This is a genomic window from Sinorhizobium kostiense (assembly GCF_017874595.1).
Taxonomy (GTDB): Bacteria; Pseudomonadota; Alphaproteobacteria; order Rhizobiales; family Rhizobiaceae; genus Sinorhizobium; species Sinorhizobium kostiense.
Genome location: NZ_JAGILA010000004.1, coordinates 122935 through 137401 on the forward strand (window position 1 = coordinate 122935; position 14467 = coordinate 137401).

General features: G+C 62.5%; 13 protein-coding genes. 7 read left to right on the plus strand and 6 right to left on the minus strand.

The window, feature by feature from the left end:
• Positions 1-121: 121 nt before the first annotated feature.
• Positions 122-334 carry a cold-shock protein gene (locus J2Z31_RS15940; protein ID WP_209602551.1) on the minus strand — a complete coding sequence of 71 codons (213 nt, stop codon included), beginning with the start codon at positions 332-334 and terminating at the stop codon, positions 122-124.
• A gap of 339 nt (positions 335-673) precedes the next feature.
• Here J2Z31_RS15940 and J2Z31_RS15945 point away from each other — a divergent pair, with 339 nt between their 5' ends.
• Complete coding sequence (locus J2Z31_RS15945) at positions 674-865, plus strand: hypothetical protein (protein ID WP_209602552.1); 192 nt, start codon at positions 674-676, stop codon at positions 863-865.
• Positions 866-998: 133 nt separating this feature from the next.
• Here the strand turns inward: J2Z31_RS15945 and J2Z31_RS15950 are convergent, their stop codons facing one another.
• The 4 genes from J2Z31_RS15950 to J2Z31_RS15965 all read right to left on the minus strand — a co-directional run bounded on the left by J2Z31_RS15950 (position 999) and on the right by J2Z31_RS15965 (position 3936).
• The gene (locus J2Z31_RS15950; RefSeq protein ID WP_209602553.1) at positions 999-1892 is read right to left on the minus strand and encodes a DMT family transporter; all 894 of its coding nucleotides are present in this window, start codon (positions 1890-1892) and stop codon (positions 999-1001) included.
• Positions 1893-2160: 268 nt separating this feature from the next.
• The gene (locus J2Z31_RS15955) at positions 2161-3354 is read right to left on the minus strand and encodes a PQQ-dependent sugar dehydrogenase (RefSeq protein ID WP_209602554.1); all 1194 of its coding nucleotides are present in this window, start codon (positions 3352-3354) and stop codon (positions 2161-2163) included.
• Positions 3355-3464: 110 nt separating this feature from the next.
• Entirely contained in the window at positions 3465-3689 is a 225-nt protein-coding gene (locus J2Z31_RS15960) for a hypothetical protein (protein WP_209602555.1), read from the minus strand.
• A complete protein-coding gene (locus J2Z31_RS15965) occupies positions 3682-3936 on the minus strand; it encodes a hypothetical protein (RefSeq protein ID WP_209603009.1) in 255 nt (84 codons plus the stop codon). Before J2Z31_RS15965 ends, J2Z31_RS15960 begins: the two co-directional genes overlap by 8 nt.
• 339 nt (positions 3937-4275) lie before the next feature.
• Between J2Z31_RS15965 and J2Z31_RS15970 the strand changes: the two genes are divergently transcribed.
• Complete coding sequence (locus tag J2Z31_RS15970) at positions 4276-5478, plus strand: pyridoxal phosphate-dependent aminotransferase (protein WP_209602556.1); 1203 nt, start codon at positions 4276-4278, stop codon at positions 5476-5478.
• Between the two features lie 336 nt (positions 5479-5814).
• On the opposite strand, the gene carA is transcribed toward J2Z31_RS15970, so the two are convergent.
• Positions 5815-7020: a glutamine-hydrolyzing carbamoyl-phosphate synthase small subunit gene (carA, locus tag J2Z31_RS15975; RefSeq protein ID WP_209602557.1), complete on the minus strand. Its 1206-nt coding sequence runs from the start codon at positions 7018-7020 to the stop codon at positions 5815-5817.
• A gap of 325 nt (positions 7021-7345) precedes the next feature.
• Between carA and J2Z31_RS15980 the strand changes: the two genes are divergently transcribed.
• From J2Z31_RS15980 to tdh, 5 genes are all read left to right on the plus strand, one after another.
• Entirely contained in the window at positions 7346-7795 is a 450-nt protein-coding gene (locus J2Z31_RS15980) for a GatB/YqeY domain-containing protein (protein ID WP_209602558.1), read from the plus strand.
• A 195-nt stretch (positions 7796-7990) separates the two neighbouring features.
• A complete protein-coding gene (gene dnaG, locus J2Z31_RS15985) occupies positions 7991-9967 on the plus strand; it encodes a DNA primase (RefSeq protein ID WP_209602559.1) in 1977 nt (658 codons plus the stop codon).
• A 148-nt stretch (positions 9968-10115) separates the two neighbouring features.
• Positions 10116-11978, plus strand: a complete 1863-nt coding sequence (gene recQ, locus J2Z31_RS15990) for a DNA helicase RecQ (RefSeq protein ID WP_209602560.1) — start codon at positions 10116-10118, stop codon at positions 11976-11978.
• Positions 11979-12125: 147 nt separating this feature from the next.
• Entirely contained in the window at positions 12126-13313 is a 1188-nt protein-coding gene (locus tag J2Z31_RS15995; RefSeq protein WP_209602561.1) for a glycine C-acetyltransferase, read from the plus strand.
• 47 nt (positions 13314-13360) lie between these two features.
• The gene (tdh, locus tag J2Z31_RS16000; RefSeq protein WP_209602562.1) at positions 13361-14398 is read left to right on the plus strand and encodes an L-threonine 3-dehydrogenase; all 1038 of its coding nucleotides are present in this window, start codon (positions 13361-13363) and stop codon (positions 14396-14398) included.
• Positions 14399-14467: the final 69 nt, after the last annotated feature.

Consider the following 14467-nt stretch of genomic DNA (forward strand, 5'->3'; position numbering starts at 1 on the left):
GATCCTCTCCGGCTTTCATGATGGCAAAATCTATCGGCGGTTAACTGAATGGAACCTGAATGAAAAAAAGCCCGGCATCGCGCTGCCGGGCGGAAGATAACATCGCTGGATAGATGGTATGTCAGCCGACGATTTGAAGGTTGACCGCTTTCGGGCCCTTGCCGCGGCGATCCGGTTCGGTATCGAAGGATACCTTCTGATTTTCCGTGAGGCCGCTCAGGCCGGAAGCCTGTACGGCGGAAATATGTACGAAGATATCTGCGCCACCGTTTTCAGGCTTGATGAAGCCAAAGCCCTTGTCGGTATTGAAGAATTTTACAGTGCCAGTCTCCATGCGTCAGGTCCTTTTCTCTCCACCCGTTCATGGGTGGCATTGCAATTTGCCCAGATGGGCGTGGGGCAGGCAGTTCTCGACAATTGAGGAAAGGGTCCTGTTATCGCGACCATTCACGGAAAGGACTGCAAAATAATCCTTCCGCAGCTAGCCGCCCGGAGGGCTTTGCGTCTCCGGCCCGCTTATTTTCAAGATCTTCCCGTGTTCGCAGATTGCCCGAACGGAAGTAAGAGTGATCAGTTTATTTTGAATTGGCAAGCAAAACTTTTCAGAGATGGAGTTGCTTTATGCCATTGCTCAAAATGCGGTCAATTTCCGGTAAGGGAGGGAAGATTGGAGATGTATCGCAAGCTGTTGAATTCGCAGTGCTTTGAAGTCGTTGAGTGTGCCGGCGCACTGTTTGCGCCAAATGCCGTCGCTGTCAAGCATGCCTCAACTTCGTGCAGCGCCGCAATCGAGCTGCAACTGTCTGATATGTCTCGCTCTTCGGGAAGGCGTGCCTTCCCCCTGCATTTTGCAGGAAAAATGTAAGATTAAGCGTCCCTTCCGGCTCGCGGAACTCGTGTTCCATTTTGGCGCGAAGTAGAACGGCTGCAAAACAGTAATAAGTAATATAGATGGTGCGCTCACTTCGCCCGCGGCAGCAGTATTGTACCGATGGAACTCAGGCGGCAGCAGGACTGCGCGTTCTCGTCAGCTCCGGAACGAGTTCGACCAGAAGCATCGCCGCGAAGATAATGGCGCAGCCGACATAGCCGAGGGGCGGGATGGTTTCGCCCAGCAGCAAGGCGCCGAACAATGCGGCAAAGAGAGCTTCGCTGGACAGGAAGATCGCCGCCTGCGGTGCCGTGGTATAGCGCTGGCCGACGACCTGGCAGATGAAGGCGATGCCGCTCGAGAACACGCCCGCATAAAGGATTTCCGGCAGGGCGCCTTGCACCGCGGAAAGACTTAAAGGCTCGAGGATCGCTGCGAGGACGACGCCGAGAACCGCGCAGACTGCAAACTGGGTCATTGACAGAAGCATCGGTCGCCCCGTGCCGGCTGCGAAAATGCCGATCAGCATCACCTGGATCGCCCAAAAAAGTGCGCAGACAATCGTCAGAAGATCTCCGCCGTTCAGACCCGAAAGGGTGCCGCCGCTCAAGAGGAAGATGCCGAGACTCGCCATCAGAGCCGACGGCCAGATGATCCAGTGCGGCCTGCGGCGCAGGAACACCACGGTCAGGACCGGTACGAAAACGACGTAAAGGCCGGTCAGAAAGCCGGAGTTGGTGACGGTCGTACTGAGCAGCCCAAACTGCTGCGTCACCGCGCCGCCGAACAGCGCAAGTCCGATGAAGATGAAGTTGCTCATTGCGCCCTTAGCGAGCGGCTTTGCTGTCCGCCGTGCTTCGACAAACACCAGCGGCAGTGCGACGAGCGTAGCGATTACGAATCGCAGGCCGATAAACCAGAGCGGGCCGATCGCCTCCATAGCCGTCGACTGAGCGACAAAGCCGGCGCCCCAGATCGAGCCGGAAAAAAGCAGAAACAGATTGGCCTGGATGCGAGTCACCGGCGCCCTCGTCGCTTTCGTACTGGTTGGGCAATCCAAAGCCGCTTCGCTCTGTGATTGCATCGACGCTCTACCAGTTGCCCTTCCCGCGAGCAAGCCTCATCCTCGCCGCCCGCCATCGGAAATCGAGACGAACCTGGTTTGGTGGGAGGGGATCCGGCGCACGGGCCTCGTCGACGCGAAAGTCTGTGCGGTCGAGGCGGTGGGGTCCGGTCCGGTCTGAAATTCCTGTTCCGCAAGGAGGTGAGGGCGTCGCTTCGAGGCGAGTTCACTCAGTCGGTGCCTTCGAGACCCGGAGCACGGCGCCGTTCTCCTCGTCGGTGACCATCAGAAGCGCCCCGTCAGGTGCAACGATGACGTCGCGCAGCCGCCCGAATTCTCCGTCGAACAGTCGTTCCTCGCCAACGATGGCGCCGCCTTCGTCGCGTTCCAGGCGCGTGAGCAACTGGTATTTCAGCGCTGCGACGAGGAGATTGCCGTCCCATTCCGGAAACATCTTGCCGCGATAGACCGCGATCGCACCGGGGGCGATCGAGGGGTCCCAGTAATAGAGCGGCTGCTCCATGCCTTCCTTGGCCGTGCCTTCGCCGATTTCCGCCCCGGAATAGTCCCTGCCGTAGGTGATCACCGGCCAGCCATAGTTCCGGCCGGGCAGGGGGTTGTTTATCTCGTCGCCGCCGCGCGAACCATGCTCGACGGTGAGCAGCGTGCCGTTTGCGGGATCGAAGGTGATCCCCTGCGGGTTCCGATGCCCGATCGACCAGATCTCCGCCAGACCTTCGGTTGCGCCGCGATAGGGATTTGAGGCGGGAATCGACCCGTCGGCGTTGATGTGCAGGATGGAGCCGGCATGATCGCGTGGATCCTGGGCGCGTTCGTCGTCGCCGCGGTCGCCGATGCCGAAGAAGAGACTGCCGTCCCGATCGATGGCGATGCGCGAGCCGAAGTGATGGGTGGTGCCCGTGAACTTGTTCATGCGGAATATCTCCTGGACGTCCGCAAGCCTTCGTTCGTCTTCGGCGAGGATTGCCCGGGCGACAACGGTCCCATAGCCACCGTCCCCACGCGCCGCATAGCTGAGATAGAGCGTGCGGTTCGTCGCAAATTGCGGATCGAGGGCGACGTCGAGCAGGCCGCCTTGCCCGCGTGCGACCACTTCGGGCACGCCCTCGACTGCCTTCGAAAGCTTGCCATCGCGCAGAATGCGCAGCCGTCCCGGGCGCTCCGTCACGATCAAGGCGCCGTCCGGCAGGAACTCGACTGCCCAGGGGTGTTCAAGGCCGGTCGCCAGCGTCTCGACGAGCACGGTCCCCTTCTTCGTCGAGAATTGCCGCGTCTCTTGCGCGAATCCAGGACAAGCGGCGGAGAGGAAAAGCCCGGCGGCAAAGGCCGCCGCGGTGGACGGTGCGAGTGCCGCTCGGATCCGATATCGTTTCCCGTTGTTCCGGCATTCCCACCGCATTGTTCTCTCCCGTCGCGAATCTGCGAGGCCAAGGAACCGTGGGCGTCCATTCCGATTCGAGCCTGGCGACCTCGACGTGGAAATTGGGGCGCTATGGCATAGGCTTCAAGTCAAACGGCGATCAAAAGGAGTTTATCTTGCTGCAGGGCTTCGGGCCGGCTCAACTGACCATGCGAAACTTCGGTCTTTGCCTTGATGTAGTAGCCCTTGCCGACCCACATTATGCCCGCAAGCGCAATGAAGGCGATGATTGCGACGAGAACGGTTTCGATCTCCGACAGGCGGTCCAGAAAACCTTGTCGCTTCTCCCCCGGCCTTTCCTCGTTTTCAGCCATGGTGAACGGCTCCCGTTTCCGGAGCCTGCTGCGTTGCCGTGCTGATATCAAGCGAAGGGACGTGGACGGCGCGTTGCGGCAGGGCCGCTTCGGCCGTCGCCTGGGCCATCAGGCCAGCTATCATTACGATGCAAGCGGCAAGGGCAGCGATGGCAAGATAAAGACCCCAGCGCGCCTCGCTTCGCCGCGTTTGCGCGGCCGCGATTTCGTCGTCGAGAAACATGGCATACCCCACGATGCAATGCATTCGGATCACCAAGGATGATGCCCTGATGTCGGCTCTTGCAGGACGGAATTGCGGCGCTCTGCGACAGTTATCGTGACCAAATCAAGGCAGCTCTGGAGTCACCCGGCAGGGTTCACGTTTGGCGATGGGGCCGGCGCTGGGTGGCTCGCTCGACCGAATGTCGTGACCGCAGGCGCGAAATTGTCACGGTAACGGGTTTTGCGCCGGGCCCAGGCGGTTTTTGCCATTCTGACGCTTGCAAGACAGGGCGTCTTTCGACATAGACCTAACCGCTATGGGCCCCGAACTTCCGCTCCGTAGCGCCTCACGCCGTCTCGAAACGTTCAGGACCTCAAGATCATGGCCTTCCTTGCCGATGCCCTTTCTCGTGTAAAGCCCTCCGCCACCATTGCCGTTTCGCAGAAAGCCCGCGAGTTGAAAGCGAAAGGCCGTGACGTCATCGGCCTCGGCGCAGGGGAGCCGGATTTCGACACGCCGGACAACATCAAGAAGGCTGCGATCGACGCGATCAATCGCGGCGAGACGAAATACACTCCGGTCTCCGGCATTCCGGAACTGCGCGAAGCGATCGCAAGGAAGTTCAAGCGCGAGAACAATCTTGACTACACCGCGGCGCAGACGATTGTCGGCACCGGTGGAAAGCAGATTCTTTTCAACGCCTTCATGGCGACGCTCAATCCGGGCGATGAAGTCGTTATCCCGGCGCCTTACTGGGTCTCCTATCCGGAGATGGTGGCGCTTTGCGGTGGCACGCCGGTCTTCGTCTCGACCAGCCAGGAGAACAATTTCAAGCTGAAGGCCGAGGATCTCGAAAAGGCGATCACCCCGAAGACCAAGTGGTTCGTCTTCAACTCGCCGTCGAACCCCTCGGGCGCGGCCTATTCGCATGACGAACTGAAGGCGCTGACGGATGTGCTGATGAAGCACCCGCATGTCTGGGTCCTGACCGACGACATGTACGAGCACCTGACCTATGGCGACTTCAAGTTCGCAACGCCGGTCGAGGTCGAGCCCGGCCTTTACGACCGCACGCTGACGATGAACGGCGTCTCCAAGGCCTATGCGATGACCGGCTGGCGTATCGGCTACGCCGCCGGACCGCTGCAACTCATCAAGGCGATGGACATGATCCAGGGCCAGCAGACCTCGGGCGCGACCTCGATCGCGCAATGGGCGGCCGTCGAGGCGCTCGACGGCCCGCAGGATTTCATCCCGCGCAACAAGGAGATCTTCCAGGCCCGCCGCGATCTCGTGGTCTCCATGCTGAATCAGGCGAAGGGCATCTCCTGCCCGACGCCGGAAGGTGCCTTCTACGTCTATCCGTCCTGCGCCGGCCTCATCGGCAAGACCGCTCCCTCGGGCAAGGTCATCGAGACCGACGAGGATTTCGTCTCCGAGCTTCTGGAGGCCGAAGGCGTCGCGGTCGTGCACGGCTCGGCCTTTGGCCTTGGCCCGAACTTCCGCATCTCCTATGCGACTTCCGAGGCCCTGCTCGAAGAGGCGTGCCGCCGCATCCAGCGCTTCTGCGCAGCTTGCAGGTAAGCAGCGGTTCGAAGAAAAGCCCGCCCGATGGCGGGCTTTTTTGCGACGTGCGAGATCGATTCAGGTCGAGATGCTAAAGGGCTGAAGAGGCGGGGTTTTCAGTGCAATCGGGGGCTCGTGGCAGTACCCCTCTAGCCTGCCGGCCATCTCGCACAAGGGGAAGATTAGCGAGTGGCACGGCCTGTGCCCATCAAAGGCGCTGCATTGCCAAGGTTTCTGTTGGATCGGCAAACCCTTGCCGCGATTGGATCTCCCCCCTTTGTGGGGAGAATGGCCGGCAGGCCAGAGGCGGTGCGGCCTCCAGCCTGCAGGGCAAAAGAGGTGCGCTACAGCTTCTCAGCGTTCAGCCAATGCCGCTTCGCCCTTCTTCTCGCGGATGAGGTTCAGGAAACGGCGGAAGAGATAGTGGCTGTCCTGCGGACCGGGGGAGGCTTCCGGGTGGTGCTGGACGGAGAAGACCGGCTTGCCGGCGACGCGCAGGCCGCAATTGGTGCCGTCGAAGAGGGAAATGTGAGTCTCTTCAACGCCTTCCGGGAGCGACTTCGAATCCACCGCGAAGCCGTGGTTCATCGAGACGATTTCGACCTTGCCGGTCGTGTGATCCTTGACCGGGTGGTTGGCGCCGTGGTGGCCCTGATGCATCTTCTCGGTCTTTGCGCCGAGCGCCAGCGCCAGCATCTGGTGACCGAGGCAGATGCCGAAGACCGGTATGTCGGTCCTGAGGAGGTCCTGGATCACCGGTACCGAGTATTCGCCGGTCGCGGCCGGGTCGCCGGGGCCGTTGGAGAGGAAGATGCCATCTGGCTCAAGCGCCAGCACCTCTTCGGCGCTCGTTTGAGCGGGCACGACCGTGACCCGGCAGTTGAGGCCGGCGAACAGGCGCAGAATGTTGCGCTTTACGCCGTAGTCGAGCGCGACCACGTGATAGGCGGCGTCGGTCTCGCCGAGCGTCGAATAGCCTTCGTTCCAGACCCAAGGCCTCTCGGCCCAGCGGTAGGATTGGCCGGAGGTCGCGACCTTGGCGAGGTCAAGACCCTCGAGACCGCTCCAGGCCCTGGCTTCTGCCTTCAGCGCGTCGATGTCGAAGACGCCGGCCGGGTCGTGCGCGATGACGGCATTCGGCATGCCGTTCTCGCGGATCCAGGCCGTCAGCGCCCGGGTGTCGATACCGCAAAGACCGATAATGCCGCGTGCCTTCAGCCAGGCATCCAGGTGCTTGGCGGCGCGATAGTTGGAGGGATCGGTGATGTCGGCCTTGAAGATCACCCCGACGGCGCCGTGGCGGGCGGCCGGGGTCAGGTCCTCGATATCCTCGTCATTGGCACCGATATTGCCGATATGCGGAAAGGTGAAGGTGACGATCTGGCCGAGATAGGAGGGGTCGGTCAGAATTTCCTGATAACCGGTCAAGGCCGTGTTGAAGCAGACTTCCGCCTGGACCTTGCCGGTCGCGCCGATGCCCCTGCCTTCGATCACCGTGCCGTCGGCCAGAACGAGCAGGGCAGTGGGTTTCTGGATTGTCCATGCGGGTGTCGCGGTCATCGTTCCTATCCCGTTGCGGCAGACGGCGCGGCTTGAAAGCCGGCCGATATATCGCCATCTCATATGCTCAGGCATGGACGCGCGGGGAGCCCCCGCGAAAAACTCTCATGCCGATGTCGTGCAGGTGCCGGAAAATAGCCAAAGGCTCGAACGGGGTCAACCAGCAGCTCGTGAATTGCGGGGAATTAAAGTTCCTTGTAATTCAAACAGTTGCGCATTCCGTTTGATCGCACCTGCCACGCTGGTTTAAGACAGCGACAACAATGACGCAATCGAACCGGTTCCGGATTGAGTTTTAGGAACCGGTTTCGACATGGAGAAAGACATGCGCGAGCAACTCGCAAACGCACTGAAAGAAGCACTGAAAGCCAAGGATGTGCGGCGCACCTCGACCGTCCGGCTGATCCAGGCGGCGATCAAGGACCGCGACATAGCCAATCGCGGCCAGGGCAAGGATCCGGTCGGCGACGAGGAGATCATGCAGATCCTCGCCAAGATGATCAAACAGCGCGAGGAATCGGCCCGGGTCTATAACGAGGGCGGCCGGCCGGAGCTTGCCGATCAGGAACGGCAGGAAATCGTCATCATCGGCGAGTTCCTACCCGAGCAGATTTCCGAAGAGAAGGTCAAGGAGCTTTGCGCCGCAGTCGTTAAGGAAACGGGTGCCCAGGGCCTTCGTGACATGGGCAAGTGCATGAACGCTCTGAAGGAGCGCTATCCCGGTCAGATGGATTTCGCCAAGGCATCCGGCGTCGTCAAGGACCTGTTGAAATAAGGATCCGTTCAGGCAAAAGGCCGCTCGATCGGGCGGCCGGCTCCACTTCCTCCGAGCGATGAAATGGGAACCGGCGGGCCGGCATCGAGCCGCGCCTGCCTTGCCGCTCGCCCTGTGAATAGCGGGCAAGCTGCGGCCGTGCTGTGGCATCCTGTCGGCTTGCCGCTTATAGGGAGAGTCGACCAGAGGAAATCCATGCGCTTTTCACCGTCCTTTCTCGACGACATCCGCGACCGCGTCCCGATATCGGACGTGATCGGCAAGCGCGTGACCTGGGAACGCCGCAAGACCAATGTCTCACGCGGAGACTATTGGGCCTGCTGCCCGTTCCACGGCGAGAAGACACCGAGCTTTCATTGCGAGGACCGCAAGGGCCGCTATCATTGTTTCGGTTGCGGCGTCTCCGGAGATCACTTCCGCTTCTTGACCGACCTCGAAGGGCTGAGCTTTCCCGAAGCCGTACAGCAGATCGCCGAGATGGCGGGCGTGCCCATGCCGCAGCCGGACCCGGAGGCCGAGCGCCGCGACAAGGAGCGCACGAGCCTGCTCGACGTCATGGAACTGGCGACGCAGTTTTTCGAGGACCAGCTCCAGGCGGCCAACGGTGCGAGGGCGCGCGCCTATCTGCGCGAGCGTGGCCTGACCGGCCGGACGATCGAGACCTTCCGCCTCGGCTATGCGCCTGACAGCCGCAATGCGCTGAAAGAGTTTCTCGCCGGCAAGGGGGCGGGCAAGGAACAGATCGAGGCCTGCGGCCTCGTCGTCCATGGTCCGGACATCCCTGTTTCCTATGATCGCTTCCGCGATCGCATCATGTTCCCGATCCTTTCTGCGCGCGAGAAGGCAATCGCCTTCGGCGGCCGCGCCATGGCGGCGGACGCACCGGCGAAATACCTGAACTCGAACGAGACCGAACTCTTCCACAAGGGCAATGTGCTCTTCAATTTCGCCCGCGCCCGTCGGGCGGCGCAAGGCGCGGATGGCGCCGACACGATCATTGCCGTTGAAGGCTACATGGACGTAATCGCGCTCCACCAGGCGGGGATCGAAAACGCCGTTGCCCCGCTCGGCACTGCGCTCACCGAAAACCAGCTCGAGCTGTTGTGGAAAATGACGCCGCAGCCCGTCCTCTGCTTTGACGGCGATGGCGCCGGCCTTCGCGCCGCCAACCGCGCCATTGACCTCGCCCTGCCGCATTTGAAGCCGGGACGTTCCGTGCGCTTCGCCCTGCTTCCGGATGGCAAGGATCCGGACGATCTCGTCCGCCATGACGGGCGCGAGCCCTTCGACAAGGTGCTCGCCAACGCTCGCTCGCTCGCCGAAATGGTGTGGCTGCGGGAGGTGCAGGGCGGCAGCTTCGACACGCCGGAAAAACGCGCCGAGCTCGAGGCGCGGCTACGGCAGGTGACCTCCGCGATTGCGGATGAGAGCGTGCGCCGCCATTATGGCCAGGACATGCGCGACCGATTGAACGCCTTCCTGCAGGCCAGTGCCCCCTTTCGGGGTGACCGACGCCCGTTCGAGCGGGGCGGGCGCGATCGCGGCAGTCCGAGAGGGTTTGGCCAGCGCAGCGCTCCCGGCCCCACGCTGATCTCCGACCGGCTGGCGCGGACCTCCCTCGTCAGTGGCCTGCAGACCGCACCGCTTCTGCGCGAGAGCGTGCTGGCGCTCACCATCGTCAATCACCCGCAACTGCTCTTCGACGAATATGACGAGATCTCGACCATCGAGTTCGAACATCGCGATCTGCAGCGCTGCTGGGCGGCCGTCCTTAATGCGGCCGCGGCGAGCGGACCGCGGCTGACGCGGGAGGCGCTGGTGGAACAGCTGCAGGCCGACGGCTTCGGACAGCTCGTCGCTCAACTCGACCAGCAGGTGCGGTACGCGCGTCTGTGGACGGCAACGGCCGCCGCGGCGCCTGAGGATGCGCGGGAGGGTTATCTCCAGGCGCTCACGCTCCACCGGCGGACCAAGGCGCTCAACTGGCAGAAGCGGGAGCTCGAGCGCGAGATCGCGGAAGCTGCGGCGAGCGAAGACGTGGAGCAGGGGCAGCGGCTGGTGCGCGCCATGGAGGAGGTGCAACTCGAACTCCACCGAATGGACAAGCTGGAAGCCATCATCGAAGGCTTCGGGGTGCTTTCGGGGCGGGTCAAGGGGCCGGCGGCGCGGTAGATATGCGCGGAATTGCCCCATCCGCCTGCCCATCCTCCGCAGCAGCTGCTCTGCGGAGGTGGACCGGCACCTCATCGCCGCGCGCGGGGAGAGGGCGAGGGGCGAAACCTGTCCACAGTTGAGATAATTTCCCGTCGAAAGCGATTCCATGCCCGACTCCCACGACACCACGAACTTGTTCGACGCGCGAGGCGCCGCCAACCCCCTTGATATCCTCAAACGCGTCTACGGCTTTTCTGCTTTTCGCGGCCAGCAGCAGTCGGTCGTCGAGCATGTGGTGGCGGGCGGCGACGCGGTGGTGCTTTTCCCGACGGGTGCCGGCAAATCGCTCTGCTTCCAGATTCCCGCGCTTTGCCGCAAGGGGGTCGGCATCGTCGTCTCGCCGCTGATAGCGCTGATGCGCGATCAGGTGGAGGCGCTGAAGCAAGTTGGCGTTCGTGCCGCGGCGCTCAACTCGTCGCTGACGCGCGAGGAGGCAGTCGCAATCCGCCGCGCGCTTTCGCGAGGCGAGCTCGATCTCCTTTACGTCACGCCCGAGCGCGCCGTCACCGATGGCTTTGCGGAAATGGCGGCCGATATCGATATCGCTCTCTTCGCCATCGACGAGGCCCATTGCGTCTCGCAATGGGGACACGACTTCCGTCCCGAATATCGCGGGCTCGATTGCCTCGCGTCGCGCTTTCCCGGCGTGCCGCGGATAGCCCTCACCGCGACCGCCGACCCGCACACGCGTGACGACATCATCGAGCGGCTGGCGCTGAACGGCGCGCGGGTCTTCACCTCCAGCTTCGACCGTCCGAATATCGCCTATGAGATCGTCGAGCGCGACCAGCCGCGCCAGCAGCTCCTGCGCTTCCTCTCGCGCTTCAAGGATGCGAGCGGCATCGTCTATTGCCTGTCGCGCGCCAAGGTCGAGGAGACGGCCGACTGGCTGAACGCGCAAGGCATCCGGGCGCTGCCGTACCATGCCGGCATGGACCGGGCCCTGCGCGACGCCCACCAGGATGCGTTCCTGAAGGAGGAGAATCTCTGCCTGGTCGCAACGGTCGCCTTCGGTATGGGGATCGACAAGCCGGATGTGCGCTATGTCGCCCATCTCGACCTGCCGGGCTCGGTCGAGGCCTATTACCAGGAAACGGGCAGGGCCGGGCGCGACGGGCTGCCATCCGAGGTCTGGATGGCCTATGGCATGGCCGACGTCATCCAGCGCCGGCGGATGATCGACGAGGGTGGCTCGCCCGAAGAGATAAAGCGCATCGAGCGGGCGAAGCTCAATGCTCTGCTTGCGATCTGCGAGACAGCGGGCTGCCGCCGGCAGGCGATCCTCGCGCATTTCGGCGAGGCCCATCCCGGCCGCTGCGGCCATTGCGATACCTGCCTGAAGCCGGTCGAGACGTGGGACGGCACGGAGGCCGCAATCAAGGCGCTCGCCGCCGTCTATCGTACCGGCGAGCGCTTCGGCACCGGCCATGTGGTCGACGTGCTGATCGGGACCGTGAACGAAAAGACGGAGCGCTTCGGCCATGTGAACATGCCGGTCTTCGGCGCCGGCAAGGAGCTGCCGGCGCGCACCTGGCAATCGGTCTTCCGGCAATTGCTGGCCCTCGGGCTGATCTCGGTCGATCACGCCGCCTTCGGGGCATTGAAGCTCGAGCCGGAGGCGCGCGTCGTTTTCCGACGGGAGCGGCAGCTCTTCTTCCGCAAGGATCGGCCTGCATCGGGCAAGGCGGCGCGCGGCCAGAAATCGGCCGGGGCGCGCCAACGCTCGGAGCTCGCCGGCTCGGACCTCGAGCTCTTCGAAAGGCTGCGATCGGAACGGCTGTCGATCGCCCGCGACCTCGACGTTCCGCCCTATGTGGTTTTCCCCGACACGACTTTGATCGCGCTTGCCAAACAGCGCCCGCGCGACTTCGACGATCTGCTGGAGATTCCCGGTGTCGGCGAGAGCAAACGGGAGAGGTATGGCGAAGCTTTCCTTGCGGTGATCGATGCCTTTGAGGACGGGGGATGATCCGCACAGCTGGTCGCCCGCGGCATTGACGTGGAAGACGCTTGAAAGCGGCGGCTTTCCACAGAACAATGCGGAGAGAATGTGCTGCACGCCGAGAGCCAGCGTGCTATTTGTCTAGACAAAGGCATTACTCCGAAAGCACCCCTCATGACCTCTGACTTGCTCTCCCACCTGCGTACCGAGCTCGACGAATTGAAGAAGGCTGGGCTTTACAAGCCTGAGCGCGTCATCACCTCCAAGCAGTCGGGCGAGATCGAAGTCGTTTCCGGCGCGCGCGTCCTCAACTTCTGCGCCAACAACTATCTCGGGCTGGCCGACAATGAGGAACTCGCCGAGGCTGCCAAGAAGGCGCTAGACCGGTATGGCTACGGCATGGCCTCGGTGCGCTTCATCTGCGGCACGCAGGAGGAGCACAAGGAACTCGAGGCACGCATCTCCGCCTTCCTCGGCATGGAGGACACGATTCTCTATTCCTCCTGCTTCGACGCCAATGGCGGCCTGTTCGAGACGCTGCTTGGCGAGGAAGATGCGGTCATTTCCGACGCGCTGAACCACGCCTCGATCATCGACGGCATCCGCCTCTCCAAGGCGAAGCGCTTCCGTTATGCCAACAACGACATGTCCGCACTTGAAGAGGAACTGAAGAAGGCGGAAGGCAGCCGCTTCAAGCTGATTGCCACCGACGGCGTTTTCTCGATGGACGGCATCATTGCCAATCTCAAGGGCGTCTGCGATCTCGCGGAAAAATACGGTGCGATGGTCATGGTCGACGACAGCCACGCAGTCGGCTTCGTCGGCAAGCATGGCCGCGGCTCCGCCGAGCACTGTGGCGTCGAGGGCAGGATCGATATCATCACCGGCACCCTCGGCAAGGCGCTCGGCGGCGCCTCCGGCGGCTACACGTCGGCCAAGGCCGAGGTCGTCGATTGGCTGCGCCAGCGCTCGCGGCCCTATCTCTTCTCGAATACGCTCGCCCCGGTAATTGCCGCCGCGTCGCTCAAGGTGTTCGAGTTGGTCGAGAACGGAGATGCGCTGCGCGAGCGGCTTTACGCCAATGCCGCACTCTTCCGGGCGGAGATGGCAAAGCTCGGCTTCACGCTTGCCGGCGAGGGACATCCGATCATTCCGGTGATGCTCGGCGACGCGGCACTGGCGCAGGAGATGGCGGCGCGCATGCTGGAGAAGGGTGTCTACGTCATCGGCTTCTCCTTCCCGGTGGTGCCGAAAGGGCAGGCGCGCATCCGCACCCAGATGTCGGCCGCGCATCGCGAGGAGGACGTGCGGCGGACGATCGCAGTGTTCGAGGAAGTCGGCCGCGAGCTCGGGGTGATCTGAGGGGCACATCGTGAGGGGCAGATGATCGGAGGAGTGAGGATCCTGCTATGACGAACATGATGAAGGCGCTGGTCAAGACGAAGCCGGAGGTCGGGCTTTGGATGGAGCGCGTGCCGGTGCCGGAGGTCGGGCCGAACGACGTGCTGATCCGCGTCAGGAAATCCGCGATCTGCGGCACGGATGTCCATATCTGGAACTGGGACCAATGGGCGCAGAAGACCATTCCGGTGCCGATGGTCGTTGGCCACGAGTTCATGGGTGAGATCGCCGAGGTCGGCTCGGCCGTCACCAAGTACCATGTCGGCGAACGGGTGTCCGGCGAAGGCCATATCGTTTGCGGCAAGTGCCGCAATTGCCGGGCGGGCAGGGGACATCTCTGCCGCAACACGCTTGGAGTCGGCGTCAACCGCCCGGGCTCCTTCGCCGAGTTCGTCTCCCTGCCTGAATATAATGTCGTGTCTATCCCGGACGAGGTGCCGGACGAGATTGCCGCGATTTTCGATCCCTTCGGCAATGCCGTGCACACGGCGCTCTCCTTCGATCTCGTCGGCGAGGACGTGCTGGTCACGGGTGCCGGGCCGATCGGCATCATGGGGGCGATGGTCGCCAAGCGCTGTGGTGCCCGCAAGGTGGTGATCACGGACATCAATCCGGTCCGCCTCGATCTCGCCCGCAAGGTGGGCATCGACTACGTCATCGACGCGTCGAAGGAAAACCTCGCCGACGTGATGCGCAAGATAGGCATGACGGAAGGCTTCGATGTGGGGCTCGAGATGTCGGGTGCCGCACCTGCTTTCCGCGACATGATCGACAAGATGAACAATGGCGGCAAGATCGCCATTCTAGGCATTGCGCCGGCCGGATTCGAGATCGACTGGAACAAGGTGATCTTCAAGATGCTCAACCTGAAGGGCATCTATGGCCGCGAGATGTTCGAAACCTGGTACAAGATGATCGCCTTCGTTCAGGGTGGACTCGACCTTTCGCCGGTTATCACCCACCGCATTGGCATCGACGATTTCCGCGAGGGCTTCGAGGCGATGCGCTCGGGCAACTCCGGCAAGGTCGTGATGGACTGGCTGTAATCCTGAATCCAAAGGAGTAGGATCGCTACCGCCGGAAAACGCACCGAGCCCTTGTCTTTTGAAGGGCCG

Coding starts and splice junctions, on each gene's coding strand:
- tdh (WP_209602562.1), top strand. CDS start 13,361: ATGACGAACATGATGAAGGCGCTGGTCAAGACGAAGCCGGAGGTCGGG.
- J2Z31_RS15995 (WP_209602561.1), top strand. CDS start 12,126: ATGACCTCTGACTTGCTCTCCCACCTGCGTACCGAGCTCGACGAATTG.
- carA (WP_209602557.1), bottom strand. CDS start 7,020: ATGACCGCGACACCCGCATGGACAATCCAGAAACCCACTGCCCTGCTC.
- J2Z31_RS15945 (WP_209602552.1), top strand. CDS start 674: ATGTATCGCAAGCTGTTGAATTCGCAGTGCTTTGAAGTCGTTGAGTGT.
- J2Z31_RS15980 (WP_209602558.1), top strand. CDS start 7,346: ATGCGCGAGCAACTCGCAAACGCACTGAAAGAAGCACTGAAAGCCAAG.
- J2Z31_RS15970 (WP_209602556.1), top strand. CDS start 4,276: ATGGCCTTCCTTGCCGATGCCCTTTCTCGTGTAAAGCCCTCCGCCACC.
- J2Z31_RS15960 (WP_209602555.1), bottom strand. CDS start 3,689: ATGGCTGAAAACGAGGAAAGGCCGGGGGAGAAGCGACAAGGTTTTCTG.
- J2Z31_RS15940 (WP_209602551.1), bottom strand. CDS start 334: ATGGAGACTGGCACTGTAAAATTCTTCAATACCGACAAGGGCTTTGGC.
- J2Z31_RS15955 (WP_209602554.1), bottom strand. CDS start 3,354: ATGCGGTGGGAATGCCGGAACAACGGGAAACGATATCGGATCCGAGCG.
- dnaG (WP_209602559.1), top strand. CDS start 7,991: ATGCGCTTTTCACCGTCCTTTCTCGACGACATCCGCGACCGCGTCCCG.
- J2Z31_RS15965 (WP_209603009.1), bottom strand. CDS start 3,936: ATGCATTGCATCGTGGGGTATGCCATGTTTCTCGACGACGAAATCGCG.
- recQ (WP_209602560.1), top strand. CDS start 10,116: ATGCCCGACTCCCACGACACCACGAACTTGTTCGACGCGCGAGGCGCC.